The following is a 24,493-nucleotide window of genomic DNA, read 5'->3' as shown; positions in this document are numbered from 1 at the left end:
ATATCACGCCTCTTTTATGGATTTTTTAGGGGTCTTTAAAACATTTCTTAAAACATTGAGGTTTTCCAAAGCTTTGCCGGTACCGTAAGCTACGCAATACATCGGCTCTTCCGCCACGTGGACCGGCATGTGGGTTTCGGCACTTATTAACTTATCAAGACCTTTTAGTAATGAGCCTCCCCCTGCCAGCATAATCCCGCGGTCCATGATGTCTGCCGCCAGTTCCGGAGGCGTCTTCTCCAAAGTAGCTTTTATGGCCTCCACAATGGCCGAAACCGGTTCTTTTAAAGCTTTATAAATTTCCTCGGAACTCACTTCAATTGTTCGCGGCAGCCCGGTAATTAAATCCCGGCCCTTTACCTCATAAGTGGTAACCGTATCCTGAGGATAAGCGGATCCAATGTTAATTTTAATTTCTTCCGCCGTACGCTCGCCAATCATTAAATTGTAGGTTTTCTTAATGTGATTAATAATCGCTTCATCCATTTCATCCCCGGCAATTCTTAAGGACTGGCTGGTTACTATCCCCCCAAAAGAAATTACCGCAACTTCGGTGGTACCTCCGCCGATGTCAACGATAAGATTGCCGGTAGGTTCTTCCACCGGTAGTCCCGCTCCAATCGCTGCAGCCATTGGCTCTTCAATTAAATACGCTTCCCTGGCTCCAGCGGCCAAAGCCGCATCCCTGATTGCCCTTTCTTCCACCGCTGTGGCTCCTGAAGGCACACATACCACCACGTTGGGCTTAATTAAATAAGTCTTATCGCCTAAAGCCTTGTTAATAAAATGTTTTAACATGTTATATGTAATGTCAAAATCTGCAATAACTCCGTCTTTCATCGGCCGGATAGCCACAATATTCCCCGGAGTCCGGCCAATCATCTGCTTGGCTTCGTTGCCTACCGCCAGCACTTGCCCCGTTTCCTTTCTAATAGCCACCACCGAAGGTTCTAACAAAACTACGCCCCGCCCTTTTACGTATACAAGAGAGTTGGCAGTTCCCAGGTCAATGCCTAAATCCTTTGCTACCAATCCAAATTTAAAGGCCATCTTAACTTCCCCTTTCTAAAATAACCGCTCGGCTTTCATACTGATATATTTATTTTCTCCGAGAATTATATGATCTAAGAGTTTAATTCCTAAAATTTCGGACGCCTTTTTCACCCGGCCGGTAAAATCTATGTCTTCTTTGCTGGGAGTCGGGTCGCCGCTGGGATGATTATGGGCAATAATTACCGCATAGGCACCAATTTTCACCGCTTCCCGAAAAATATCTCCCGGCGACACCCCCGCATGATTTACGCCGCCAATGGCAACTATATTTTCACCACAAAGCTGGTTTTTGGTATTTAAATATAACACCACCACTTGTTCCTGCTTTTTGTGGCCTATTTTGTATCTTAGATAATTATACACATCATCGGGATTTAAAAAATTTAGCTTATTTTCACCGGTGAGCTCATAATAGCGCCGGGCTAATTCCAAAGCCGCTAAAAGTTTTGCTGCTTTGGCCTGGCCAATTCCTTTAAAGCTTTTTAACTGTTCGGGATGCACCTCTATTAGCCCCTTTAACCCGCCAAAAGTAGTTAAAAGCCGTAACGCCAATTCCAGAGCGTTTTCCTGGGGCGTACCGCTTCCAAGGAGCACCGCCAGGAGCTCCGCCGGGTTTAAACTTTCCGGTCCATGGCGTAAAAGCCGCTCCCGGGGTCTTAGCTCTTCCGGCAGGTTTTTAATTTTCTCCCCCATTAATATCCCCACTCTCTAAGCTCACGATACAATCGGGCCACCGGAAGCCCCACCACATTAAAATAACATCCTTCAATTTTTGCCACAAAAAGAGCACCTTTGCCCTGTATGCCGTAAGCCCCCGCTTTGTCAAAGGGCTCCCGGGAATCTATGTAACTTTTTATTTCTTCATCGGTTAAAGGGTAAAACCAGACTTTAGTAACCTCTACAAAACTTTTTTCCCGTTTTTGCGGCAGTTCCATTAAAGTTACTCCGGTATAAACTTCGTGTTCCCGCCCGGACAGGGTTTTTAACATGAAATAAGCCTCTTCTTCATCCCGGGGTTTACCCAATACTTTTCCCTCTACCGCTACCACCGTATCGGCAGCAATGATGACTCCTTCCTTTATTTTTGCAGCCACATTCTCGGCTTTTTGGCGGGAAAGAGTAAGCGCCAATTCCATGGGATTTAACGAATAAACCTCTTCCTTTACCTCCGGCGGAATTATTTCAAACCGGCTGTAAATTTTTTTTAATAACTCCTGCCGGCGCGGTGATTTCGAAGCCAAGTAGATTTTCAAGCAAAATCCCCCTTCTTTCACAAAAAGTTTATCATCTTTGTAAAACCCATGCAATTACTTTTTTCAAACAAAAAACCCCGGTAAACACCAGGGTCTTAGTCGCGGCGAATATTAAAGGTTAGAACTTCTAAATTAACCGTTAGGTCCACGCTTCTAACGATAACTTTATCGGGAACGTTTAAAACCGTCGGGGCAAAGTTCAGGATCCCCTTTACCCCCGCTTTTACCAAGCGGGTAGCGACATCCTGGGCATAAGCAGCCGGAACGGCAATAATTCCAATCTCCACGTTGTTTTCCCTGACCACTTCTTCTAACTTGTCAATCGGTAAAACTTCGTATTCGTTAATTTTTTTGCCAATTTTGGTCAAATCGTTATCAAAAACCCCTACTATGTAAAAACCTCTCTCTCTAAAGCCCCGGTAAGCACAAAGAGCTGAGCCGAGATTTCCAGCGCCCACCACTACCATATTCCAGGTATTATTTAATCCTAAAATTTTTAAAGTATGGTCTAAAAGTTCCTTAACGTTGTAGCCAACTCCCCGGGTACCAAATTCTCCGAAATAAGCAAGATCTTTTCTGACCTGAGCTGAAGTTACCCCTACCCCCTGGGCAATGTCCGCCGAAGACACGGTAGTAATGCCTTTACGGTACAGGTTTTCCAGATAGCGGGAGTATACCGAAAGCCTTGAAATCGTAGCTTCTGGAATTTTAAAGCCTTTCATGCCGCTCCCCTCCTTATAGGTGAATTATAACACAAAGAAAAAAAAATAAACAATAACCCTTAATAATAAAAGTTTTTTATAGGTAATTCTCCTTGTTCCAAAAAAATTACCTTTATATACTCAAATTTTTTATTTAAAGAAAAAAGCCAAAAACTATCAAAAATTATTTAAAGAAACCGCTAATAATTTTACCAATTTTCATAACCGGTAAAGCAGGATTTATTAAGGGCCAATCCAGCATAACCGCTAATACGTAATAAAAGGAAATTAACATTAAAACGGAAAATACGGTTAATTCCCGGTATTCCCTATCCCGCAGGAGGGGATAGCCAAAAACACCCAATATCAGCAAATATAACCCTACCACAAGATATGCCAAGAAAACCACCACCCTACTGGGGTTTAATTGAAGCGGTTGTCATCCCTGTTCTAACAATTTTAGCTTGAACCTTTACCTCTATCGTCAAATTTTTAATTTCCTCCTCCCAGTCATCTTTTAACTCCTGCCAGAGCCCGGGGTTTTCCCGGTAGATAAAACGGCCAAAACCGGCAGGATCTGCGCCAATTTCCTTGGTTTTATTAATAAACGCCAAAATATCGCGGCGGACCGATTTGGCATACTCCCGATTTAATTTTTGAAAAGTTTCCTTTTTACTAAAATCAAGGCCGTTCTGGGCCTCGGTTATAATCCCTTCTGTTTCCACCTTAAGTTTCACAACAGGTTTATCTTCAAACACTTTCAGTTCCCACTGGGTTTTTGACCTTTCCAATTCTACCGAAAGCTTGTCTTCGGGATTAAAGGGGTTAGTAACATCAGTAATCCCGCCTTTCACTTTGTTGGTAACAATCAGCAAACCCCGAGACTGTTTTTCATCAAGCCAGCCCGCCAACTTGTCGTTTTTAAAAAGAGCCGTTTGAAATACCCGAATATCTTTCCGTCCCTTCTTGGTCAAAATCTTTACCCCCGGAGCGTAAGGGTCCACTCCTTCCTCTTCCAACAGTTCTATAAAATCCCCTAATTCGATAATCCCTGCTTCCGCAGTAAGATACGACTTTTGAGCTAAATCATAGATAGCTATTGCCGGAACCTTTACCAGACCAGAAAACCCATCCCAAACATCAACAGCCTTACCCTGAACTATTAATACGTAATTATCCCGGCGAAACTGCGGGTTTCTCTCAAAAAAATCCAAAAGGTTTTTTAAACCGCGCCGGGCTACATCTTCAGAAATAAGTATCACCCGGTTGTGGGCATAATACAGGCGTAAAGCCGTTTCCATATTAAGTTCCCGCAAAGAGGTAAAAAAAAGTTCGCCGCTAATAAGTCTTATGACGTAAGGCTTTTCTCCACCGCCACCTCCCTTACTGGTAAGAGCGCTGGGATTGACCACCTGCACCGAAAATAAGTACCGGTCTTTTTTTAAACCTTTTTTATTTTCATCCACCCCTACGCCCTGCACAATTGCTAAATCTTCTAATTCCATTCTGCTCCAACAGCCAAAAAAGAAAATTTGCCCGATAATTAACAAAGCCGCTAAGGTTCTTTTCATCTCCTTTTTTCCCCTTTCGGAAAGCCCGGTCTTAATCCTTCTTTTATCCGCCGCTCATCCAGTGGACGAAAGTGTTTGGGCCTCTTGACCATAAGCCACCGGGGCAATCTTACAACAACGTCCCGCTGGTCGGGAATGCTTAAGGGTGCTATCGGGGCCAGGTAAGGAACGCCAAAGGAACGGGTATTGCAAAGCATGATAACTAAAAGGATAAAGCCCATCATCAGTCCGAACATGCCAAAAGTTGCCGCTAAAACCATCATCCCAAAGCGGTAAATCCGGGCCGCTACGGCCATGTTAAAAGCCGGAATGGCAAAGGAAGCAATTCCGGTAATGGCAACGGTAATAACCATGGAAGTAGATACAATTCCCGCTTCAACTGCCGCCTGCCCGATTATTAATGCTCCAACGATACTCACCGCCTGACCAACGGGACGCGGCAGGCGCACCCCCGCTTCCCTGAGAGCTTCAAAGGCAATCTCCATAATTAACGCTTCAACAAAAGCAGGAAAAGGTACGCCCGAGCGGGAAGCCCAGATATTTATTAAAAGTTCCGTTGGAATCATTTCCTGGTGATAGGTAATAATAGCAATGTAAAGGGAAGGTAAAAACATAGCAATAAAAAAAGCTAAAACGCGAATTAAGCGTAAAAAGTTTCCGATGAAATATTTTTCATAATAATCTTCCGCCGCTTGAAAGAACTCGGGAAAGGTAGCCGGTACTATCAAGGCTAAAGGAGTTCCGTCGGTTAAAATTACCACCTTTCCCTCTAACAAATCCGCTACCGCTTTATCGGGTCGCTCGGTATGTTTAATCTGGGGAAAGATGTTAAAGGGATCGTCCTCTATAAACTCTTCAATATAACCGCTTTCTAAAATAGCATCCACATCAATCCGGGAAAGCCTATTCCGTACTTCCTCCACAATTTGGGGATTAGCAATGTCTTCGAGATACGCTATTACCACATCGGTCTGGGAAATCCGCCCGATTTTTAAAGCTTCAAACCGGAGGTAGGGCGAACGGACCCGCCGCCGGATTAAGGTTGTATTTACCCGGATAGTTTCGGTAAAACCTTCCTGCGGGCCCCGCACCACCACTTCATTCATCGGCTCGGTCACCGACCGGCTTGCCCAGCCCTTGGCGCTGGCCAAAAGGGCCACCGAACAATTTTCCAGAAGAAGCCCGACTTCACCGGACAGCACCGCCAGCAGAAACTCGTCCAGGGTTTGAACCTCTTTAATTTCCGCAATAGCCAGCATTTCTTCTTTCAAACTTTTATAAGGGTCAGCGGGCTTTTCCCGGGCAATTTTGGCTTCAACCATCAAAGGCTTTAAAATCCCATCAATAACCACCATTTTATCCACCAAACCATCAATCATTACCGCCGCCGCCGCAACCCCGTAATAGCTAAACTCCCTTATTAAAAGATCCGAAGGATTACCGAGGATTTTTTTTATTTCACCAACATCTACCTCCACTTTACCGGAAAACTTTTTTTCTTTATACTGCGAAAGCCTGGTTGGCTTTTCTTCTTTAAAAGATGAACTGTTTCCCTTACCCTTAAAAATTTTTGTAATTTTTACCCATAATCCCATTTTGTCCCTCCTTTCCTCTTTATAGTATTGAGGAAAAGCGAAAAGAATATGCATTAACGGTCGTAAGTCGTCGGTGGTCAGTGGTCGGTAAAAACAGCTATACCTTCACAAATAAAAAAGAAAAAACGGGCAAAAGCCCGTCTAATCTCTATCCTGCAAAAGTAAAGGGCGGATTTCGCCAATCATATAAAGGGAACCGGTAATTAATAAGAGGGTTTGGTATTCTTGCGCAATTTCCAGGCCGTAAGATAAAGCTTCGGTCGGTTCTTCGATAACCTTCACCCTAACCCCTTTTTCTTTAAAAAGCCTTGCTAAGACGGTGATATCTCCTGCTCGGGGAGTTGGCGGTCGGGTCACTACCACTTCTAAGGGTAAATCTAAAAGCTCCGCCACCACTTTTTCCCGCTCTTTATCGGCTAAAACTCCCAGGAGCAGTACCGGCTTTACACCGGGAAAATAGTCAGTAAAAGCTTGCCTTAAAGCTCTAACTCCATCGTGATTGTGCGCCCCATCGAGAAGTACCGGCGGATTTCCCGGAATATACTCAAAACGCCCCGACCAGGTGGCGTTGCTAAATCCCCGGTAAATTGCTTCCACCGGTATGTTATATTTTTCCCGCAGGATATTAAGAATACCAAAAGAAGTTTTGGCATTTAAAAGCTGATGGGCTCCTAAAAGGCGGATTTTTATCTCTGGATAGGTTTCACCCCGGTAAATAAGGTCAAAAACCTGCCCTTTTAAGCTTTTTTCTTTTAAATTTAAAACGATGTCCTTATTAACATCCAAAAGGGGACTGTTTTTCTCTTTTGCTACCTCTTTGATAACTTCCAGAGCCTCCCCTGTTGCCGCGGTTACCACCGGCACTCCCGGCTTTATTATCCCCGCCTTAACCCGGGCAATTTCGGTAATGGTATTTCCCAGATAATCCATATGGTCCATTCCCACATTGGTAATCGCCACAACTTCCGGACGGGAAACCACATTGGTAGAATCAATTAAGCCTCCCAGTCCTACTTCTAAAACCACAAAATCAACTTCCTCTTCGGCAAAATACTTAAAAGCCATCGCCGTGGACACTTCAAACTCGGTAGGATGTTCAAAACCTTCCTCTACCATCGCCAAAAGTAACGGTCTTATTTCCGTCACCAGCTGAGAAACCCTTTCCGGCGAAATTTCTTTACCGTTTATTTTATAGCGTTCGGTATACCGGGAAAGGTGGGGCGAGGTAAAAAGCCCCGTTTTATACCCCGCCTCCGCCAACACCGAAGCCGTTAACGAACAAACCGACCCCTTACCGTTTGTTCCACCGATGTGAACTACCTTTACCTTTTCCTGCGGATTGCCAAGCCTTTTTAAAAGTTCAGAAATCCTCCCTAAACCCAAATTAATTCCAAATTTGGTAAGGTTACTTAAAAATTCCAGCGCTTCGTTATAGTTCATGGGAAAGCATCCCTATCCTTTGTTCCAAGACTTCCTTTTCCCGGTAAAAGGCCGTTAGCTTTTCCCGCTCTTTATTGACCACTTCTGCCGGAGCTTTAGCTAAAAATCCAGGATTATTTAACTTCTGATTAAGCCGTTCGATTTCCGCCAGAACTTTTTTGAGCTCTTTATTAAGCCGCTCTTTTTCCTTTTCCAGGTCAATTAGGTCCTTAAGCGGTAAATAAATAGTCACTCCTGCCGCAACTCCGGTTAAAGCTCCCTGCGGCACCTCCATCTTCGGAACAACCCGTGGTTCGCTTTGGGCTAAAGCTGCTATTGCCCAGGCGTTTTCGTTAAGTAAGCGGGTTAATTGTTCGTCCGCAGTCACTAAAATAACTTCACCGCGCTTGGCGGGTGGGACGTTAACCTCAGCCCTAAGCCTTCTTATTTCCCGGATAACCTCCATTAAGCTGCTCATTTGTTTAACCGCCTCGGGATTTTCATAATCCGCCCGTCCTTTCGGCCAGGGCGCCAGCATTATCGTCTTTCCTTCATGGGGAAGTCTTTGCCAGATTTCTTCGGTAATAAACGGCATAAAGGGATGGAGTAACTCCAGGGTAGTCTTTAAAACCGCATACAGCACTTCCCGGGCGGTATCCCCACCGGGCATTTTCCCGTATAAACGGGGCTTGGTAAGCTCCACATACCAATCGCAAAACTCATCCCAGATAAACTCGTACAGTTCCCGGGCCGCTTCCCCTAACTCATACTCGTCCAAAAAAGCAGTTACCCTGTCAATTACAGCGTTTAACCGTGCTAAAATCCAGCGATCCGCTAAGGTAAGCTCTTCTTGCTTTATTCCCTGAGGAGTAAATCCTTCGAGATTCATTAACACAAAGCGGGAAGCGTTCCAGAGTTTATTGGCAAAGTTTCGGGCCCCATCCAGTCGCTCAAAGTGAAATCTTAAATCATTTCCGGGAGTGTTGCCGGTTACCAGCATAAACCTTAAGCTATCGGCTCCGTGGCTTGCAATAACTTCTACCGGATCAACCCCGTTACCCAGGGACTTACTCATTTTTCTCCCCTGGGCATCTAAAACAAGACCGTGGATTAAAACTTCCTTAAAAGGTACTTCTTTCATGAATTCCAGGCCCATGAAAAGCATCCGGGCCACCCAGAAGAAGATAATATCCCGGCCGGTAACCAGAACCGAGGTTGGATAGTAGTACTTCAGCTCTTCGGTATTTTGGGGCCAGCCCAGGGTGGAAAAAGGCCAGAGAGCCGAAGAAAACCAGGTATCCAGCACATCGGGGTCCTGATGGACCTTGGTACTCTGGCATTTAGGACAGCTTTTTACTTCTTCCCGGGAAGGGATAACTTCACCGCATTCGTCACAGTACCATACGGGAATCCGGTGACCCCACCAGAGCTGCCGGGAAATGCACCAGTCCCGGATGTTATACAGCCAGTTAAGATAAATTTTGGTAAAGCGTTCCGGCACAAACTTCACTTTTCCCGTTAAAGCCGCTTCTATGGCCGGCTCCGCCAGAGGCTTCATTTTGACAAACCACTGTTTGGAAAGCCGCGGTTCGATAACCGTATCGCAACGGTAACAATGACCAACAGAGTGTGTTATCTCTTCCTCCTTAACGAGAAGGCCCAAATCTTTTAAATCTTCAACTATTTTCTTACGCGCCTCATACCGGTCAAGCCCCCGGTACTTTCCGGCGTTTTCATTCATTACCGCATCGTCATCTAAAACTACTACCTGCGGCAGCTTATGCCGAAGTCCCACTTCAAAATCGTTGGGATCGTGGGCCGGAGTAATCTTCACCGCTCCGGTGCCAAACTCCTTATCCACATACTCATCGGCTATAACCGGTATCGGCCGGTTTACCAGAGGTAAAATCACGTTTTTGCCGATTAGCTCCCGGTACCGCTCATCTTCCGGATGGACCGCTACTGCCGTATCGCCTAACATGGTCTCCGGCCGGGTAGTTGCTACGGTAAGATAGCCGCTGCCGTCTTCCAGAGGATAGTTAATATAGTAAAGTTTTCCTTCTCTTTCCAGATGCTCTACTTCAATATCGGAAATAGTGGTTTTACAGTGGGGACACCAGTTGGTAATGTAGTAGTCCCGGTATATAAGCCCTTTTTCATAAAGGCGCAAAAATACCTCTTTTACCGCCTCGGAGCAACCTTCATCCAGGGTAAAACGTTCCCGTTTCCAGTCGCACGAAGCCCCGAGGGTTCTAAGCTGTTCGGTTATGCGGTTACCGTAATTTTCTTTCCAGGCCCAAACCCTTTCTAAAAACTTTTCCCGGCCCAAATCATCTTTGGTAAGTCCTTCTTTTCGCAGTTCTTCCTCTACTTTAGCCTGGGTGGCAATCCCCGCATGGTCGGTTCCCGGAAGCCAGAGGGTATTAAAACCCTGCATTCTTTTGTAACGGGCAAGGATATCCTGCATGGTGTTATCCAGGGCGTGCCCCATGTGAAGCTGACCGGTAACATTGGGCGGTGGCATAACAATACAAAAAGGTTCCCGTTCATCGGGTTCGGTATGGAAAAAGCCATTTTCCTCCCAGTATTTATACCATTTTCTTTCCACTTCCTGGGGAGAATAAACCGAAGGTAAGGTCACCGTCATTCCTCCTTTTCTCTTTATGTTGTATCATATCAACCATTATAGAAAAAGCCCCTTTCACCCAAGGGCGAAAGAGGCACTTTCCGCGGTACCACCTTGCTTCCGGGATACAACGCTCCCGGCACTTTATAGCTATAACGGGCATAACCCGGTGAAAGGTACTGGCTTCCCCTTCACAATCTTAGGGGCGACGTTCCCGAAGCCTGCCAGGAAAGCCTTTCAGCCCAGGGGCTTTCCTCTCTGCATGGAGGCATTTCGGTACTCCTCCCCGGCATCATTTTTTCCTTTTCGCTTGGAAATTATTTTATATTCTTCCCGGGAAACTGTCAACTTTAAACAAGTTGCTGCATAACAGTTTTTTTAGGGTGATATTATGAAAAAAATTATTGGTAGCATCCTTCTGTTAGTTTGTTTGATATTTGGAATATTTTTAACCCTGAAATTAAATAAACAAACTATTTACGGACTTTTCTTACCCAAAAATTCCCCCCATTTCTGGTTACTGTATTATTTAACCGATAAGGGCTACTGGGAGTTATACGGAACTAAAGTTAAAGTTGTGGATAATTTAGACCAGGCGGCATTAATCGCCGTAAAAGCATCGGAAAAAATCCCTGCCGGCTATAAAATACTTATAAAATTGTCAAACTTCGAGCCGTATTCTATTTATCTAAGAAATCCTGCTCAAAATTTTTCTTTCAAAAATAAAGCGATAATCCTTCCTCCCAGGGGAAGTAAACAGTACCGGGATGTAGTGGATTTTTTATCCCGGCAGGGGATAAAACCATATAAAGACTACACCCCTTACTTCGATTTACCGGAAGAAATAAAAGAAGAAGCATTTACGGCCGGTATTGGAAATCTTTACATTGCTTCCACCTTAACTCCCCTGAAAAAATTAACTCCCTTCGCGGTTATTAAAGCCCCGGATCTTGCTGTTTTAGCGGTAAAAGATGATATCAAATTTAAGGACTTACAAAATATTATTTCCGCCCTTTATCACGGACAAAAAGCTTTTTACCAGAACCCTGAAGCCACCGCTTTTTTATCCCTTGCCCCCGCAACACAGCAAAAGCTGTTTCTTTTTCTGAATAATGAGGGGTTTTTCTCAAAAAACCTTTCCTTTAACCCGGCAACCGTGGCCATAGCTCAGCAATACTACAATAACCCTCAGGGCCCTTTTTTTCAAAGCTCTTTTTACACAAAACTTTTGCAGCAAATCAGGGAAAAAGTTAGTTTTACCGATCTTCTCCTTTTTGTTTTTCAAAAAATCTTTTCATAAAAAGACCACCGAATAACGGTGGTCTTTAGTGCACGGAAATCTCCGATGGTTCGGTGACTTCCTTTTCTTCCGCCGGCACCGGCGGCTCAATTTCAGGTTTTTCTTTCCGAATTAAAGCTGCCTCTAAAACTTCATCCATGTGCTTTACCAGGATAAACTTCAGGCCCCGTTTTACCTGCGGAGAAATTTCATCCAGTTCTTTCCGGTTCTCATGGGGAATAATGATGGTTTTTATTCCTGCCCGCTTGGCCGCTAAAATTTTTTCTTTAAGTCCACCAATAGGCAGTACCTTTCCCCGTAAGGTAATTTCCCCGGTCATGGCTACGTCCTTACGCACCTTTTGTCCCGATAAAGCCGACACCATAGCCGTTGCCATCGTTATCCCCGCCGATGGGCCGTCCTTGGGAATTGCTCCCTCGGGGACGTGGATGTGTAAATCGTATTTTTCGTGGAAGTTTTCTTCAATGCCCAGCTCTTTTGCCCGGGAGCGAATGTAGGAAAAGCCTGCTTGCGCCGATTCTTTCATTACTTCTCCTAATTTACCGGTAAGGTAGAGCTTGCCGCTCCCTTTAAGAACCGAAACTTCAATAAACATTACATCGCCGCCCACTTCCGTCCAGGCCAGACCGGTAGCAACCCCTACCTCATCCTCCGCTTCCGCGATACCGTACCGGTACTTGGGTATACCCAGATACCTCTCCAGGTTGCTTACGGTAATTTTTACTTCCTCCACGTTATCGGTGACGATTTCTTTGGCAGCTTTCCGGCAAAGGGAGGCAATTTGCCGTTCTAAATTTCTAACTCCCGATTCCCGGGTATATTCCCGAATAATTTTTAAGAAGGTATTGGTGGAGATTTTGAGATTTTTGGGCTTTAAACCGTGTTCCTTTAGCTGCTTTGGTAAAAGATACTTTTCCGCGATGACCAGTTTCTCCTCCTCGGTATAGCCAGGGATATGGATGACTTCCATCCGGTCCAAAAGCGGACGGGGTATGTTATATAAATTATTAGCAGTCGTAATAAACAGGACATGGGATAAATCAAAAGGCAGCTCAATATAATGGTCCGAAAAGCTGTTATTTTGTTCCGGATCCAGAACTTCTAAAAGAGCCGCCGAGGGGTCACCTCTAAAATCCATGCTCATTTTATCAATCTCATCCAGGAGAAATACCGGGTTTTGGCTTCCGGCATTGCGCATTCCCTGAATTATGCGTCCCGGTAAGGCCCCCACATAAGTCCGCCGGTGTCCCCGGATTTCCGCTTCATCCCGTACGCCCCCCAGCGAAATACGCACAAATTTTCGTTCTAAGGCCCGGGCGATTGATTTCGCCAGGGATGTTTTACCCACCCCCGGCGGTCCCACAAAGCAGAGAATGGGCCCTTTCATTTTCTTGGTAAGTTTTCGCACCGCCAAATATTCTAAAATTCGTTCTTTAACCTTTTCCAACCCGTAATGGTCTTCCTCCAGTATCTGCTCCGCAAGTTTAATATCCAGGCGGTCTTTGGTGCGACGATTCCAGGGAAGAGCCAATATCCAATCAAGGTAATTTCGCACCACCGTTGCTTCAGCAGCCATCGGTGGCATTTTTTCTAACTTTTCCACTTCTTTTAAGGCCTTTTCCTCAACTTCCTTCGGAAGCTTAGCTTCTTTAATTTTTTCCCGGTACTCTTCCCCTTCGGCAACCCTTTCGTCTTTTTCCCCCAATTCCCGCTGAATGGCTTTAAGCTGTTCCCGCAGATAATACTCCTTCTGAGTTTTTTCCATTTGCTTTCTAACCCGCAAATTTATCCGCCGCTCTATTTCTACTATTTCCAGTTCCCGGGCTAAAATTTCCAGCAAAATTTCCAGCCGTTTCTTTACATCCAGTGCTTCAAGGATTCTCTGTTTATCTTCAATTTTTAAAGGCAAATGACTTGCCACCACATCCGCCAGGCGCCCCGGTTCCTCTAAATTAACTACGGTTATGGCCGTTTCCGGCGGAATTCTTTTGGAAAGTTTAACGTACTGCTCAAACTGGTAAATTAAACTGCGGGTTAACGCCTGGATTTCCGGGGTTTTACTTACCTCTTCCTGGGTCACCTCCACTTCCACGCGGAAAAAAGGTTCCTTTTCTATGTACTTTTTAATTTTGGCCCGCTGGATACCCTCAACTAAAACCCTTAACGTTCCTCCTGGAAGTTTTAAAAGCTGCTTTATTTCGGCGATGGTTCCTACCGCAAATATATCGTCCGGAGTTGGCTCATCAATTTGGGCATCCTTTTGCGTAGCCAGACAAATAATGCGGTCGGAAATCATTGCTTGATCTATAGCAGCAATGGATTTTTCCCGGCCTACATCTAAATGTATAACCATATAGGGAAAAACCAAAAGGCCCCGTAATGGCAAAAGCGGTAATTCCCTTGTTTCCACTTCTAACCACCTCCCTTTTTGAGTATCATTATTCTATCATAAAATAATCTAAAAAGTAAGTTCAAGCTAAGGAAGAAGGAAGGGATTGGTCCTTTCCCGCAAATAAATAATTTAACGCTTCATCAACACTTTTTACGGGAACCAGGTTTATTTTTTTATTTCCTTCTACTTCGGGGTAATTACCCCAGGGCAAAAAAACAGTTTTAACTCCGGCCCTGACTGCAGCTTCTATTTTATCGGGAATTCCGCCTACGGGACAAATTTCACCTAAAAGGGAAATTTCCCCGGTAAAAGCGGTTTTGGCCGGAATTAAACAGCGGAAAACTGCCGAATAAAGGGCTACCAGCAAGGCAAGCCCGGCCGACGGACCATCCACCGGCCAGGGAGCCGGAAAGTTAAAATAAATATCGTATTTTTGGGGATTAATTCCCGTTTGGCTTCGAAAAACCGCAAAAACATTATCAAGAGCCCCGCGAATTTTACTGCGGGCAATAAGCTCGGTATGACTTTGGGAAAACTTTTCTTCTTCAATTATACCGGAAACGTTGATACTTCCGGGCAGGTTTTCGGCAGGTTCGGCCAATGCTTCTACGGCTAAAACCGCACCGCTTTTTGGTCCAGTCACCGCAAGGCCCAGAGCCCTTCCTATCGCCGGCTCATCGGATAAAACAATCTGGGGCTTTGGATGATAATTACCCGCCCGGGCTACGAACAGCACATCTCTTGCCAAAATCCTCTTTCTTCCCTCCCCCAGCGCCAGCCCCGCCGCCAGCTGGACGATATTAACCGCTTCGCGCCCGGAGTTGGCGTATTTAACAATTGTTTGCAGGGCATGCTTTCCAAGGGATATCCCTATCTTTTTTGCCGCATTTTGGGCAATTTCCCGAATTTCTTCATCGCCAAGGGGTTTAAAAAATATTTCCACGCACCGAGATCTTAAAGCCGGTGGCAGTTCTTCCGGCTTTCGGGTGGTTGCCCCAATTAAACGAAAATCCGCCGGCAGACCTTTTTGAAAAATTTCATGAATATGCTGGGGAATTTCCGGATTTTCGGAAAAGTAATAAGCGCTTTCTAAAAAAACCTTCCGGTCTTCTAAAACCTTTAAAAGCTTATTCATTTGTACCGGGTGAAGTTCCCCAATTTCATCAATAAATAAAATCCCCCCATGGGCTTTGGTTACAGCCCCCGGCTTAGGCTGGGGAATCCCGGCAATCCCTAAGGGCCCTGCCCCCTGATAGATTGGGTCGTGAACGGAGCCCAGAAGAGGATCGGCTATTCCCCGCTCGTCAAACCGGGTACAGGTGGCATCCACCTCGACAAAGGCAGCCCCTTCTTTAAAGGGAGAAGCGGGACTTTTAATTGCTTCCTTTAACACCAGCCGGGCAGCAGCTGTTTTCCCTACTCCCGGTGGTCCGTATAAAATTACATGCTGGGGATTGGGACCGCATAATGCGGCTTTTAAAGCTTCAATCCCTTCTTCCTGACCGATGATTTCCGAAAAATTTTCCGGCCGTGTCTTTTCCGCTAATGGTTCCGTTAAAGAAATCCTGCGTAAATGGTTTAATTTAGCCAGCTCCTTTTCACTTTCCCGCTCGAGATAACTCTTATTTACCTGCTGGGCTTTTCCCTGAGAAAAGAGAAGGGCCAAAATTGCTGCTAAAAGAATAATTTGGCCCACCGCTAAAATTCCGCTAAATCCGTCCATTTTTCTCACCTCTTTCCTATTATTACCGGAAAGAGGCAGTTTATTTAAAGATCTAACTCATTTTCGTTGCGAAAGACCAGGTACATTAAAATTCCCGTTAATGTCAGTCCAGTTAAATGTACCATCCACCAGCCCGGCTCTAAAAAACGAAATTTTTTGGGAAGATTCTTCTTTAAGTGATGCATTAAAAATCATCTCCCTGCCCAAGTTTTCTAAAAAGCTTAAAATAAGTACTAAAGTAATATCCCAATTAAATGAACCACCCCTAACACCTCCTCGATTAATTTACTCTTAGTTTTCCCCATCCCTTTTATTTTACTTGCCAATCCTATTCCGATATCTGCTTCTAAACAATAAAAAAAGAAGTGGTCCTTTTTTTAAAGAACCACTTCTTCTGTCTTTAAATTATCTTCCAGCTTCCAAACTCTAATCTCCAATCTCCAATTAGGCCGTCTCTTCTTTTTTACCTTTTTTCCGCTTTTCTGCAGTCCCTACTAAAATGGGTTTTGCTTTATTTTCAATAACATCCCGCGTTACTATGCATTTAATAATGTCTTTGCGGGATGGTATTTCGTACATAACATCGAGCATAACTTCTTCTAAAATAGCTCTAAGACCCCGCGCCCCGGTATTTCTTTTAATAGCTTTCTGGGCAATAGCCCTTAAAGCATCTTCTTCAAATTCTAAAGTTACCCCATCTAATTCAAACAGTTTCTGATACTGCTTTATTAAAGCATTCTTGGGCTCGGTAAGGATTCTGACCAGAGCATCTTCATCCAGGGCATCCAAAGTTACAATAATTGGCAGACGGCCAACAAATTCGGGGATTAAGCCAAATTTCAGTAAATCTTCCGGCATAATATGTTTTAAAATTTCGCCGACATTTTGCTCTCTCTTGGGTTTAATTTCCGCACCAAACCCCAGGCCTTTCTTCCCGATTCGGTTTTGGATTATTTTCTCTATCCCTTCAAAAGCTCCACCAACGATAAAGAGGATGTTGGTAGTATCAATTTGAATAAACTCCTGATGCGGGTGCTTCCGCCCTCCCTGGGGCGGCACGGAAGCAATGGTCCCTTCCAAGATTTTTAAAAGGGCTTGCTGGACCCCCTCTCCGGATACGTCCCGGGTAATAGAAGGATTCTCCGACTTCCGGGCTATCTTATCGATCTCGTCAATATAAACAATTCCCTTTTCAGCCCGCTCAATATCATAGTCGGCGTTCTGAATAAGTTTTAAAAGAATATTTTCCACATCTTCTCCCACATAACCGGCTTCCGTTAAGGCAGTAGCATCAGCAATAGCAAAAGGTACATTTAAAAATCTGGCTAAAGTTTGGGCCAATAATGTTTTCCCGGAACCGGTCGGTCCCAGCATGAGGATGTTGCTTTTGGACAACTCCACATCATCAATTTTGCCACCGAGGTTAATCCGTTTGTAGTGATTGTAAACTGCTACCGCCAGTACTTTCTTAGCTTCCTCCTGACCAATAACATACTGGTCAAGATAAGCCTTAATCTCCTGGGGTTTGGGAAGTTCTTCAAGGGAAAGTTCCAGGTCGTCAGCTAACTCTTCTTCAATAATTTCGTTACACAGTTCTATACATTCATCACATATATAAACTCCTGGTCCAGCCACGAGCTTTCGCACCTGGTCCTGATGCTTACCGCAAAAGGAACACTTTAGCTGATTTTTATCAAACATTTCATCACCTCAAAAATTATTTGCGAACGGTAATCACCTCATCGATGATTCCGTATTCTTTAGCTTCGGCAGCCGACATAAAGAAGTCGCGCTCGGTATCCCGTTCAATTTTCTCTTTCGGCTGTCCGGTATGTTTGGTTAATAATTCATTTAACATATCTCTCATTCTTAATATCTCGCGCGCGTGAATATCAATATCGGTCGCTTGCCCCTGCACTCCACCCAAAGGCTGGTGGATCATAATCCGGGCATAGGGCAGAGAAAAACGCTTACCCTTGGCCCCGGCCGCTAACAGAAAGGCACCCATACTTGCCGCCTGACCTATGCAAATGGTAGAAACATCCGGTTTAATATACTGCATTGTATCGTATATGGCCATTCCTGCGGTTATTACTCCGCCGGGAGAGTTAATATACAGGTGAATATCTTTTTCCGGGTCTTCCGCTTCCAAGAAAAGCATTTGTGCTATCACTAAATTTGCCACATGGTCGTCTATAGGTCCTCCAATAAATATTGTGCGGTCTTTTAATAACCTTGACCAAATATCGTAACTTCTTTCTCCCCGGCTGGTTTGTTCTATTACAATGGGAACAAGATAGCTCATAACCAAACCCCCTTATCTGTTTAATTAAACAGCTTTAGCATTTTCAACCAAAAAGTCAATCGTTTTTCGGCGAACAATGGAATAGGCAAGATCATCCATCCGCTGAGCAAAAAGCTTTTTAATTTCCTCTACCGGTTGCTGGTAAAGTTCGGCGATTTTACCAAGTTCCTTATCTATTTCTTCATCGGTAGCGGTAATTCCTTCTTTTTTGGCAATAGCTTCTAAAACCAGTTCGGTTTTAACATTGCGTTCGGCTCTTGGTTTTAATTCTTCCTTTAATTCATCCAGGGTTTTCTTCTGGTAATTCAGGTACTGTTCCAAGGTTAACCGCCGGTACTTTAGCTCTTCCTCAAAATGATGAAGTATATGCTCAACTTCATGATTTACCATGCTTGCGGGAATTTCCACATTAGCATTATCTACCGCTTTTTCAACTACTTCTGCTTCCATTTTTTCCCGGGAAATATTTTCCTTGGTTTGAGCAATCTTTTTCTTGAGGTCTTCTTTTAACTCCGCCAAAGTTGAAAATTCGGAAACATCTTTGGCAAACTCATCATCAAGGGGCGCTAACTCTTTCCGTTTAATTTCTTTTAAGGTTACAGTAAAGACTGCCGGTTTCCCAGCAAGGTCTTCTTTCTGGTAATCTTCCGGGAAGGTAACGTTAATTTCCTTTGTTTCTCCCGGTTTCATACCCACAATTTGCTCTTCAAAGCCAGGAATAAAAACCTTTGAGCCCAGTTCTAACCGGTAATTGTCCGCACTACCCCCTTCGAGAGGTTCTCCATTCATTTTCCCAGCAAAGTCAATTACCACAATATCACCAAATTTTGCTTCACCATCTTCAACGGTAATAAGTTTCGCATACCGATTCTGAAGATATTCCAGTTCTTTTTCTACTTCTTCGTCGGTAACTTCAACGGGCATTTTGGTTACTTCCAAGCCGGTATATTGACCAAGCTCAACCTCGGGCTTCACATCCACTACCGCTTTATAAACCAGCGGTTCGTTAACCCCGTAGGAAACTAACGATACTTCCGGCTTATCTACCGGTTCGATTCCTGCCTCATTAACCGCTTTAACATAGCTCTCCGGCAACAGTTCATCCAGGGCTTCTTCTAAAATATACTCTTTACCCACATGTCTTTCCACTAAAACCCTGGGAGCCTTTCCTTTTCTAAAACCAGGGATAACCACTTTTTGAGCAATCTTTTTATAAGCTTTTTCGTATGCTTTAGAAACTTCCTCCGCCTCTACCTCGATGGTTAACTCCACCCGACTCTTTTCTAAAGTTTCTTTGGTAACTTTCATCTTAATCCTCCTTGCAATATGTATTTTAATCTGTTGTCACCTTTTCCTTTTTTTGGCATATCCCGTTGCAACAATATATTTAATTACTATTATATTCTACACAGAATATAAACAATGTGCAACTAAAAACTGCCTTCAAGAAAAGGCTTGGGACAAAAAACAAAGAACCCTGCACGATAACTGCAGGGCTTACCTTCTGGAGCGGAAGACGGGATTCGAACCCGCGACCCTCGCCTTGGCAAGGCGATGCTCTACCCCTGAGCCACTTCCGCATCTAAAGTTAATCTGGTGCGGGTGGAGGGACTTGAACCCCCACGGTTGCCCACTGGATCCTAAGTCCAGCGCGTCTGCCAGTTCCGCCACACCCGCTCCTTTTGGAAGTTAGATGTTGGAGGTTGGAAGTTAGAAATAAAAAAAAGATGGTGAGCCATGAAGGACTCGAACCTTCGACACCCTGATTAAAAGTCAGGTGCTCTACCAACTGAGCTAATGGCTCACAACAAAAATTTATTGTAACAGCTTTTGCTGTTTTTATCAAATGGCTGGGGCGGCTGGATTCGAACCAACGAATGGCGGTTCCAAAGACCGCTGCCTTACCACTTGGCGACGCCCCAATTTAGAAATTGGAAAATGGGGTGGGTGATGGGATTTGAACCCACACTGTCATGATCCACAGTCATGCGCCTCCTAACCGTTGGGCTACACCCACCATATTGGAAAATTGGACATTGGAAATTGGAGGTTGGAAAATAATTTATTAATTAACTGAAGTTAGATGTAATCTAACCTCTAACTTCCAACTTCTGACCTCCAGAAATGGCGTCCCCGGAGGGACTCGAACCCCCAACCTACGGATTAGAAGTCCGTTGCTCTATCCATTGAGCTACAGGGACACATGAATAAATGGAGCGGGTGATGGGAATCGAACCCACGCGACTGGCTTGGAAGGCCAGGGCTCTACCATTGAGCTACACCCGCTCGTTCCTCCGTGCAACAATTAGTATATATAAATCATTGGCTTTTGTCAATAAATAATTTAATGGTGAATTTTGGTTTTTTAGAGATAAATTAGATCTGCCGTAAAACTTTTTGCCTCCATTTTTAAAACCGCCAAACTTCCCCTTTGCTCCTCCCTGGGTCTTTCCGGGCTTCCAGGATTTAATAACCTTACACCATTTAGCTCGGTAAAAATCGGCACGTGACTGTGTCCAAAAACCGCAAGGTCCACTTTTAGCTGGGCAGCCTTTTCTGCGATCTGTTTTAAATCGTGCTTGACATAGTATAAGTGACCGTGGGTCAAAAATATCTTTATACCGTTTAATTCTAATAATTCTTCTTCTATCCCATTCCAGACCCCATCACAATTTCCGTGAACCGCAAACACCGGAATACCGAGCTCCGCCCCCAGAGCTATACCGTCCCGGTAGTAATCCCCGGCATGAATTATTCCGGCAAAATTCCTGCTCCGCGCATATTTTATCACCTTTTCAATGCGTCCGTGAGTATCGCTAACTACCAGGTACTCCACCTATTTTCCTCCTTTAGCTTCCTTAAAAGCTCCTCTAACGCCCGGGCCCGGTGGCTTATTTTGTTTTTTATCTCTAACGGAAGTTCCGCCATAGTTTTACCGTAATCCGGAAGATAAAAGACCGGGTCATAGCCAAAACCACCGCTACCCCGCATTTCCTCTAAAATATAGCCCTCACATTCCCCCCGGGCCGTAACAAGTGAGCCGTCAGGGAAATAAAGGCAAAGTACCGCGACAAAGCGGGCCGTCCTCTTTTCCCAGGGTACACCTTCTAATTCTTTTAGAAGTTTTTGGATATTTTTCAAATCATCTTTGGGCTCTCCGGCATAACGAGCAGAAAATACCCCAGGTCTTCCTCCCAGGGCATCCACCACTAATCCCGAATCATCCGCCAGTGCCGGCAAACCGGTAAAATTGGAAACCGTAACGGCTTTTTGCCGGGCGTTGTCTTCGAAGGTTGTCCCCTTTTCGGGTATTTCCCCGATTTCCGGAAAATCCAAAAGACTAACAAAGGAAAAACCCAGAGAACTTAAAAGCGCTGAAAATTCTTTGATCTTTCCTTGATTTTTACTGGCTATTACTATCCGCTGCATTTTCCATCCCTATCCTCCGGGCAATATCTCCCAGGGCCTGTTTTTGAAGTTCAATTAACTCTCTGATCCCCTTCTGGGCCAGTGTTAAAAGCCTTTGCAGCTCTTCCATTGAAAAAGTTGCTTCTTCACCGGTACCCTGCACTTCCACAAAACGGTTAGAACCGGTCATCACCACGTTCATATCCACTAAAGCCTTCGAATCTTCCTCAAAATTTAAGTCCAAAATTTCCTCGCCGTCAACAATACCCACACTTACCGCCGCCACAAAATCCTTTAAGGGAATTACCGGTAAAATTCCCTCCTCAACGAGCTTATTTAACGCTAATGCTAAAGCCACAAAAGAGCCGGTAATCGCTGCAGTCCTGGTACCCCCATCCGCCTGAATTACGTCACAATCAATCCACAAAGTTCGCTCCCCCAGAGCTTTTAGATCAACCACTCCCCTTAAAGCTCGACCAATTAGCCGTTGAATTTCCAGGGTCCGGCCCGATTGCCGACCTTTGGTCGCTTCCCGAACATTGCGGGTTTCGGTACTCCGGGGAAGCATTCCGTATTCCGCAGTAATCCACCCTTTGCCTTCGCCCTTGGCAAAGGGTGGCACCTTATCTTCTACGGTAGCGGTACAAACTACCCGGGTATCACCCATTTCAATTAAAACCGAACCTTCAGCATGTTTTATGTAGTTTGTGGTTATTTTAACCGTTCGTAACTGGTCTTTTTCCCTACCATCAATTCGCATTAAATCACCTCATTTTCGTTGTCCTGCTGACCAACAACCCCGGCAATTATATAAAGTTTTTCAATAGGATCGTATTTTAATTCTTTAAGTATTTTAAAACCTTTGATTTCACCGGTTTTGGAAACATGAATCCTTGGGCCGGTGCATTCAACCTTTTCCTGGCCAAGCTTGATATGTTCTTCATCATAATAGCAAATTGAGAGATTTTGAGCAATTAATTCTTTTACCCTTTTTTCCAAAACCTCCAAATCTATTTCGGGCTTTTCTTTAAACTCCAGTAAGAAACCGTTACGGATATCACTGTGAACCTCCGGTTTGATAATCCCCATTTCTTTTAAAACATAACCGGTCAGGTCTTCCGCCGAATGGGCCATTTTCCGGTAAACCAAAGAGGGAAACACTTCATTGGCCACCTCATGGGGAAAGGGTCCAAAAACATTGGGACGAAATAAAATCACTTCAGCACCAATCCCGATTAAAAGCTCGGCATTAATATTTAGATAGGGATACAGCAAATCAAAATGTTCAATTACTACCCGCCGTCCTTTATCGATAGCTTTTTTAACCGCCTCGGCTAAACGGTACGGCGGAGTAAAAGCCATTTCAAAGCGCATATCCACGTGATACGAATGGTGGCGAAAATTTCCCCGTTCATAATCTTCCAGTAACGGTAATGGCCGCAAATTTATCCCTTCATCATCATTGGTTAGCTCTAATCCCGGAAACATCCCGCGAATTAATAAAGATTTGCCGGCTCCAGCATCACCAATTAGCCCTACCAGCTTATCCTTGGGGCTTAAATATCTCTCGGCCAAAACCGAACCTAAAGCCATAAGCCGGTGTTTGCCCCGGGGGGCAAAATAAACCGCTTTTAAAAGATATTCATGGGGATAAATGTTCATACAATACTCATTCCTTCCCGTACGGCAAAGGCCCCGGGGTAAATCTCCCTAACCTCGTCTAAAAGCATTAAAACATCGTAAAAGGGCCAGAAGTGGGTCACCGCAAGATTTTTTGCCTTGGCGTTTTTCGCTAAAAGCGCACACTCTTCGGTAGTTAAATGGTTATTTTGGGTATAACTGCTATCTTTTTTAAAGCCGGTACACTCCGCCAGTAACAAATCTACTCCGTAAAAAAACTCCGCATGCTTTGGTAAATAGCCGGTATCACCGGTATAACCAAAGGTTTTAACTCCGTTGGTAAATTTAAAGCCGTAAGATAAAGCCTGGTGCGAATTGGTAACGGCCCACCCTTTAAGTTCTTTAATATCTAAAAACTCTCCCTCTTTAATCGGTATTAACTCAAAAAATTCCTGATATTTACTCATATCCGGCCTTTCCGGGGATTCGGGATAAAAAAGTTTTACTTTTTCTGTCCGTTTTCCGGTAAAAAATAGGCTTCTGACAAGATAACGTAAAATCGGCAGGTCTGCAGTATGGTCTTCATGCCAGTGGGAAAGTACCACCGCATCAAGTTTTTCCGGTTGTCCCCACTTCAACAGGTTTGCTACTGCCCCGCTCCCCGCATCAATTAAAATCGTTGCCTTTTCCGTTTCTAAAAGATATGACGATGTAGCTCCCCCCGGTGCCGGGAAAGGAGCCCAGCACCCTAAAACCGTTAGCCGCATTAAATCCCTCCTCCGTATTTTAAGCAACCGAGAGCACCGTTAAATTGCGGTTCCCGGGGTATTACAACCTCGACCCCAAGCTCCTTTTCAATGATCTTTCTTAAAGCACGGCTGTAAGCTACTCCACCGGTAAACACCACCTGAGGAGAAAAAAGTTTTTTAAGCATTGGAGCAATCCTTTTATAAATGGTATAGTTTACCCCGGCCGCTAACCGTTCCAAAGGGTAGCCTTCCACCACCTTGCCTAAAAGCTCCGTTTCCCCAAATATAGCGCAGGTACTTGACAGTTCCACCGGATCTTCATAAAAGTTTCCCAATTCCTCTAAAGAAATCTTTAACACCGCAGCCATGTTTTCAAGATACCTTCCGGTAGAAGCAGCGCATTTATCGTTGGTTAAAAAATCTGCAACCTTACCTTTTCTAACCAAAACAACTTTACTGTCCTGTCCCCCTAAATCCAACAGGGTAAAATCCATAAGCCCGGTCTGGTAAACCGCCCCCAAAGCATGGGCCCGAATTTCCGGGAGATCAATGCCACCCTTGATTTTTACCGCCTGGCGTCCGTATCCGGTGGAAACGATTTTTTCGATGGGAGTTAACCCCAGAGCCGAAAAATCAACCACCAGCTCGCCATCCACAAGCTTTCCGTATTCCCGGTAAAAACTCACCGTATCAAAAAGTAAAAACCTTATTTCTCCATCTTCTTTAACTGCCATTTTGACATTTCTGCTGCCAAGGTCAATTCCTACATACATTTTCA

22 protein-coding genes, 7 tRNA genes and 1 other annotated feature are annotated in these 24,493 nt (G+C 44.5%); of the genes, 1 reads left to right on the top strand and 28 read right to left on the bottom strand.

The genetic code is table 11. The annotated features are described in order from the left end of the window. Positions 1 to 3: 3 nt before the first annotated feature. The 9 genes from CHY_RS01530 to CHY_RS01490 form a co-directional block, all read right to left on the bottom strand. Complete coding sequence (locus CHY_RS01530) at positions 4 to 1,050, bottom strand: rod shape-determining protein (protein ID WP_011343281.1); 1,047 nt, start codon at positions 1,048 to 1,050, stop codon at positions 4 to 6. 15 nt (positions 1,051 to 1,065) lie between these two features. Then, positions 1,066 to 1,746 (bottom strand): RadC family protein, encoded by a 681-nt coding sequence (gene radC / locus CHY_RS01525; protein ID WP_011343280.1) that lies wholly within the window; start codon positions 1,744 to 1,746, stop codon positions 1,066 to 1,068. After that, complete coding sequence (locus CHY_RS01520) at positions 1,746 to 2,306, bottom strand: Maf family protein (protein WP_011343279.1); 561 nt, start codon at positions 2,304 to 2,306, stop codon at positions 1,746 to 1,748. Before CHY_RS01520 ends, radC begins: the two co-directional genes overlap by 1 nt. Before the next feature lie 95 nt (positions 2,307 to 2,401). Beyond that, positions 2,402 to 3,028 (bottom strand): redox-sensing transcriptional repressor Rex, encoded by a 627-nt coding sequence (locus CHY_RS01515; protein ID WP_011343278.1) that lies wholly within the window; start codon positions 3,026 to 3,028, stop codon positions 2,402 to 2,404. A gap of 163 nt (positions 3,029 to 3,191) precedes the next feature. Further along, positions 3,192 to 3,407 (bottom strand): hypothetical protein, encoded by a 216-nt coding sequence (locus CHY_RS01510; RefSeq protein ID WP_034541430.1) that lies wholly within the window; start codon positions 3,405 to 3,407, stop codon positions 3,192 to 3,194. Between the two features lie 13 nt (positions 3,408 to 3,420). Then, on the bottom strand, positions 3,421 to 4,578 hold the full coding sequence (locus CHY_RS01505) for a Ger(x)C family spore germination protein (RefSeq protein ID WP_011343276.1): 1,158 nt from the start codon (positions 4,576 to 4,578) through the stop codon (positions 3,421 to 3,423). After that, the gene (locus CHY_RS01500) at positions 4,575 to 6,173 is read right to left on the bottom strand and encodes a spore germination protein (protein WP_011343275.1); all 1,599 of its coding nucleotides are present in this window, start codon (positions 6,171 to 6,173) and stop codon (positions 4,575 to 4,577) included. The genes CHY_RS01505 and CHY_RS01500 overlap by 4 nt, the downstream gene beginning before the upstream one ends. 141 nt (positions 6,174 to 6,314) lie before the next feature. Then, positions 6,315 to 7,613 carry a bifunctional folylpolyglutamate synthase/dihydrofolate synthase gene (locus CHY_RS01495; RefSeq protein ID WP_011343274.1) on the bottom strand — a complete coding sequence of 433 codons (1,299 nt, stop codon included), beginning with the start codon at positions 7,611 to 7,613 and terminating at the stop codon, positions 6,315 to 6,317. Then, positions 7,603 to 10,239, bottom strand: a complete 2,637-nt coding sequence (locus CHY_RS01490) for a valine--tRNA ligase (protein ID WP_011343273.1) — start codon at positions 10,237 to 10,239, stop codon at positions 7,603 to 7,605. The genes CHY_RS01495 and CHY_RS01490 overlap by 11 nt, the downstream gene beginning before the upstream one ends. A 57-nt stretch (positions 10,240 to 10,296) precedes the next feature. Then, positions 10,297 to 10,520, bottom strand: a binding site (T-box leader). Positions 10,521 to 10,609: 89 nt separating this feature from the next. On the opposite strand from CHY_RS01490, the gene CHY_RS01485 reads away from it, so the two are divergent. Beyond that, complete coding sequence (locus CHY_RS01485; protein ID WP_011343270.1) at positions 10,610 to 11,518, top strand: hypothetical protein; 909 nt, start codon at positions 10,610 to 10,612, stop codon at positions 11,516 to 11,518. 25 nt (positions 11,519 to 11,543) lie between these two features. Here the strand turns inward: CHY_RS01485 and lon are convergent, their stop codons facing one another. The 19 genes from lon to CHY_RS01395 all read right to left on the bottom strand — a co-directional run bounded on the left by lon (position 11,544) and on the right by CHY_RS01395 (position 24,488). Continuing rightward, positions 11,544 to 13,871 carry an endopeptidase La gene (gene lon, locus CHY_RS01480; RefSeq protein ID WP_420827298.1) on the bottom strand — a complete coding sequence of 776 codons (2,328 nt, stop codon included), beginning with the start codon at positions 13,869 to 13,871 and terminating at the stop codon, positions 11,544 to 11,546. Positions 13,872 to 13,989: 118 nt separating this feature from the next. Further along, positions 13,990 to 15,633: an ATP-dependent protease LonB gene (gene lonB, locus CHY_RS01475; RefSeq protein ID WP_011343268.1), complete on the bottom strand. Its 1,644-nt coding sequence runs from the start codon at positions 15,631 to 15,633 to the stop codon at positions 13,990 to 13,992. Positions 15,634 to 15,677: 44 nt separating this feature from the next. Further along, entirely contained in the window at positions 15,678 to 15,818 is a 141-nt protein-coding gene (locus CHY_RS13285) for a hypothetical protein (protein ID WP_011343267.1), read from the bottom strand. A gap of 259 nt (positions 15,819 to 16,077) precedes the next feature. After that, positions 16,078 to 17,334, bottom strand: coding sequence for an ATP-dependent Clp protease ATP-binding subunit ClpX (gene clpX, locus CHY_RS01470; protein WP_011343265.1), 1,257 nt, complete (start codon positions 17,332 to 17,334; stop codon positions 16,078 to 16,080). Between the two features lie 16 nt (positions 17,335 to 17,350). Next, positions 17,351 to 17,938, bottom strand: coding sequence for an ATP-dependent Clp endopeptidase proteolytic subunit ClpP (gene clpP / locus CHY_RS01465; RefSeq protein ID WP_011343264.1), 588 nt, complete (start codon positions 17,936 to 17,938; stop codon positions 17,351 to 17,353). A 24-nt stretch (positions 17,939 to 17,962) separates the two neighbouring features. Further along, a complete protein-coding gene (gene tig / locus CHY_RS01460; RefSeq protein ID WP_011343263.1) occupies positions 17,963 to 19,246 on the bottom strand; it encodes a trigger factor in 1,284 nt (427 codons plus the stop codon). Positions 19,247 to 19,443: 197 nt separating this feature from the next. After that, positions 19,444 to 19,518, bottom strand: a tRNA-Gly gene (locus CHY_RS01455). Between the two features lie 14 nt (positions 19,519 to 19,532). Next, positions 19,533 to 19,615 (bottom strand) — tRNA-Leu (locus CHY_RS01450). A 51-nt stretch (positions 19,616 to 19,666) separates the two neighbouring features. Further along, positions 19,667 to 19,742: transfer RNA gene (locus CHY_RS01445), tRNA-Lys, on the bottom strand. A gap of 43 nt (positions 19,743 to 19,785) precedes the next feature. After that, positions 19,786 to 19,860: transfer RNA gene (locus tag CHY_RS01440), tRNA-Gln, on the bottom strand. A gap of 17 nt (positions 19,861 to 19,877) precedes the next feature. Further along, positions 19,878 to 19,955, bottom strand: a tRNA-His gene (locus tag CHY_RS01435). Between the two features lie 108 nt (positions 19,956 to 20,063). Beyond that, a tRNA-Arg gene (locus CHY_RS01430) sits at positions 20,064 to 20,139 on the bottom strand. A gap of 11 nt (positions 20,140 to 20,150) precedes the next feature. Beyond that, a tRNA-Gly gene (locus CHY_RS01425) sits at positions 20,151 to 20,224 on the bottom strand. A gap of 79 nt (positions 20,225 to 20,303) precedes the next feature. Next, a complete protein-coding gene (locus tag CHY_RS01420; RefSeq protein WP_011343262.1) occupies positions 20,304 to 20,774 on the bottom strand; it encodes a metallophosphoesterase family protein in 471 nt (156 codons plus the stop codon). Next, positions 20,759 to 21,367, bottom strand: a complete 609-nt coding sequence (locus CHY_RS01415) for an XTP/dITP diphosphatase (protein WP_011343261.1) — start codon at positions 21,365 to 21,367, stop codon at positions 20,759 to 20,761. Before CHY_RS01415 ends, CHY_RS01420 begins: the two co-directional genes overlap by 16 nt. Continuing rightward, positions 21,342 to 22,106 (bottom strand): ribonuclease PH, encoded by a 765-nt coding sequence (gene rph, locus CHY_RS01410; RefSeq protein ID WP_011343260.1) that lies wholly within the window; start codon positions 22,104 to 22,106, stop codon positions 21,342 to 21,344. The genes CHY_RS01415 and rph overlap by 26 nt, the downstream gene beginning before the upstream one ends. Continuing rightward, entirely contained in the window at positions 22,106 to 23,008 is a 903-nt protein-coding gene (locus CHY_RS01405) for a hypothetical protein (RefSeq protein ID WP_011343259.1), read from the bottom strand. Before CHY_RS01405 ends, rph begins: the two co-directional genes overlap by 1 nt. Continuing rightward, the gene (locus CHY_RS01400; RefSeq protein ID WP_011343258.1) at positions 23,005 to 23,733 is read right to left on the bottom strand and encodes an MBL fold metallo-hydrolase; all 729 of its coding nucleotides are present in this window, start codon (positions 23,731 to 23,733) and stop codon (positions 23,005 to 23,007) included. The genes CHY_RS01405 and CHY_RS01400 overlap by 4 nt, the downstream gene beginning before the upstream one ends. Beyond that, positions 23,733 to 24,488 (bottom strand): acyl-CoA dehydratase activase, encoded by a 756-nt coding sequence (locus tag CHY_RS01395; protein WP_028051566.1) that lies wholly within the window; start codon positions 24,486 to 24,488, stop codon positions 23,733 to 23,735. The genes CHY_RS01400 and CHY_RS01395 overlap by 1 nt, the downstream gene beginning before the upstream one ends. Positions 24,489 to 24,493: the final 5 nt, after the last annotated feature.

Origin of the sequence: Carboxydothermus hydrogenoformans Z-2901 (genome assembly GCF_000012865.1) — a bacterium.
Lineage (GTDB): Bacteria > Bacillota > Z-2901 > Carboxydothermales > Carboxydothermaceae > Carboxydothermus > Carboxydothermus hydrogenoformans.
The sequence above is the reverse complement of the archived record's forward strand: the minus strand, read 5'-3'. Positions and strand labels throughout refer to the sequence as shown.

Bases quoted from the DNA above. Each gene is read 5' to 3' on its own strand.
- lon (WP_420827298.1), bottom strand. From the start codon at position 13,871: ATGGTTATACATTTAGATGTAGGCCGGGAAAAATCCATTGCTGCTATA.
- radC (WP_011343280.1), bottom strand. From the start codon at position 1,746: ATGGGGGAGAAAATTAAAAACCTGCCGGAAGAGCTAAGACCCCGGGAG.
- tig (WP_011343263.1), bottom strand. From the start codon at position 19,246: ATGAAAGTTACCAAAGAAACTTTAGAAAAGAGTCGGGTGGAGTTAACC.
- CHY_RS01405 (WP_011343259.1), bottom strand. From the start codon at position 23,008: ATGAACATTTATCCCCATGAATATCTTTTAAAAGCGGTTTATTTTGCC.
- CHY_RS01500 (WP_011343275.1), bottom strand. From the start codon at position 6,173: ATGGGATTATGGGTAAAAATTACAAAAATTTTTAAGGGTAAGGGAAAC.
- CHY_RS01505 (WP_011343276.1), bottom strand. From the start codon at position 4,578: ATGAAAAGAACCTTAGCGGCTTTGTTAATTATCGGGCAAATTTTCTTT.
- clpX (WP_011343265.1), bottom strand. From the start codon at position 17,334: ATGTTTGATAAAAATCAGCTAAAGTGTTCCTTTTGCGGTAAGCATCAG.
- CHY_RS01415 (WP_011343261.1), bottom strand. From the start codon at position 21,367: ATGCAGCGGATAGTAATAGCCAGTAAAAATCAAGGAAAGATCAAAGAA.
- CHY_RS01515 (WP_011343278.1), bottom strand. From the start codon at position 3,028: ATGAAAGGCTTTAAAATTCCAGAAGCTACGATTTCAAGGCTTTCGGTA.
- clpP (WP_011343264.1), bottom strand. From the start codon at position 17,938: ATGAGCTATCTTGTTCCCATTGTAATAGAACAAACCAGCCGGGGAGAA.
- CHY_RS01400 (WP_011343258.1), bottom strand. From the start codon at position 23,733: ATGCGGCTAACGGTTTTAGGGTGCTGGGCTCCTTTCCCGGCACCGGGG.
- CHY_RS01495 (WP_011343274.1), bottom strand. From the start codon at position 7,613: ATGAACTATAACGAAGCGCTGGAATTTTTAAGTAACCTTACCAAATTT.
- CHY_RS01485 (WP_011343270.1), top strand. From the start codon at position 10,610: ATGAAAAAAATTATTGGTAGCATCCTTCTGTTAGTTTGTTTGATATTT.
- CHY_RS01395 (WP_028051566.1), bottom strand. From the start codon at position 24,488: ATGTATGTAGGAATTGACCTTGGCAGCAGAAATGTCAAAATGGCAGTT.
- CHY_RS01530 (WP_011343281.1), bottom strand. From the start codon at position 1,050: ATGGCCTTTAAATTTGGATTGGTAGCAAAGGATTTAGGCATTGACCTG.
- CHY_RS01490 (WP_011343273.1), bottom strand. From the start codon at position 10,239: ATGACGGTGACCTTACCTTCGGTTTATTCTCCCCAGGAAGTGGAAAGA.
- CHY_RS13285 (WP_011343267.1), bottom strand. From the start codon at position 15,818: ATGCATCACTTAAAGAAGAATCTTCCCAAAAAATTTCGTTTTTTAGAG.
- lonB (WP_011343268.1), bottom strand. From the start codon at position 15,633: ATGGACGGATTTAGCGGAATTTTAGCGGTGGGCCAAATTATTCTTTTA.
- rph (WP_011343260.1), bottom strand. From the start codon at position 22,106: ATGCGAATTGATGGTAGGGAAAAAGACCAGTTACGAACGGTTAAAATA.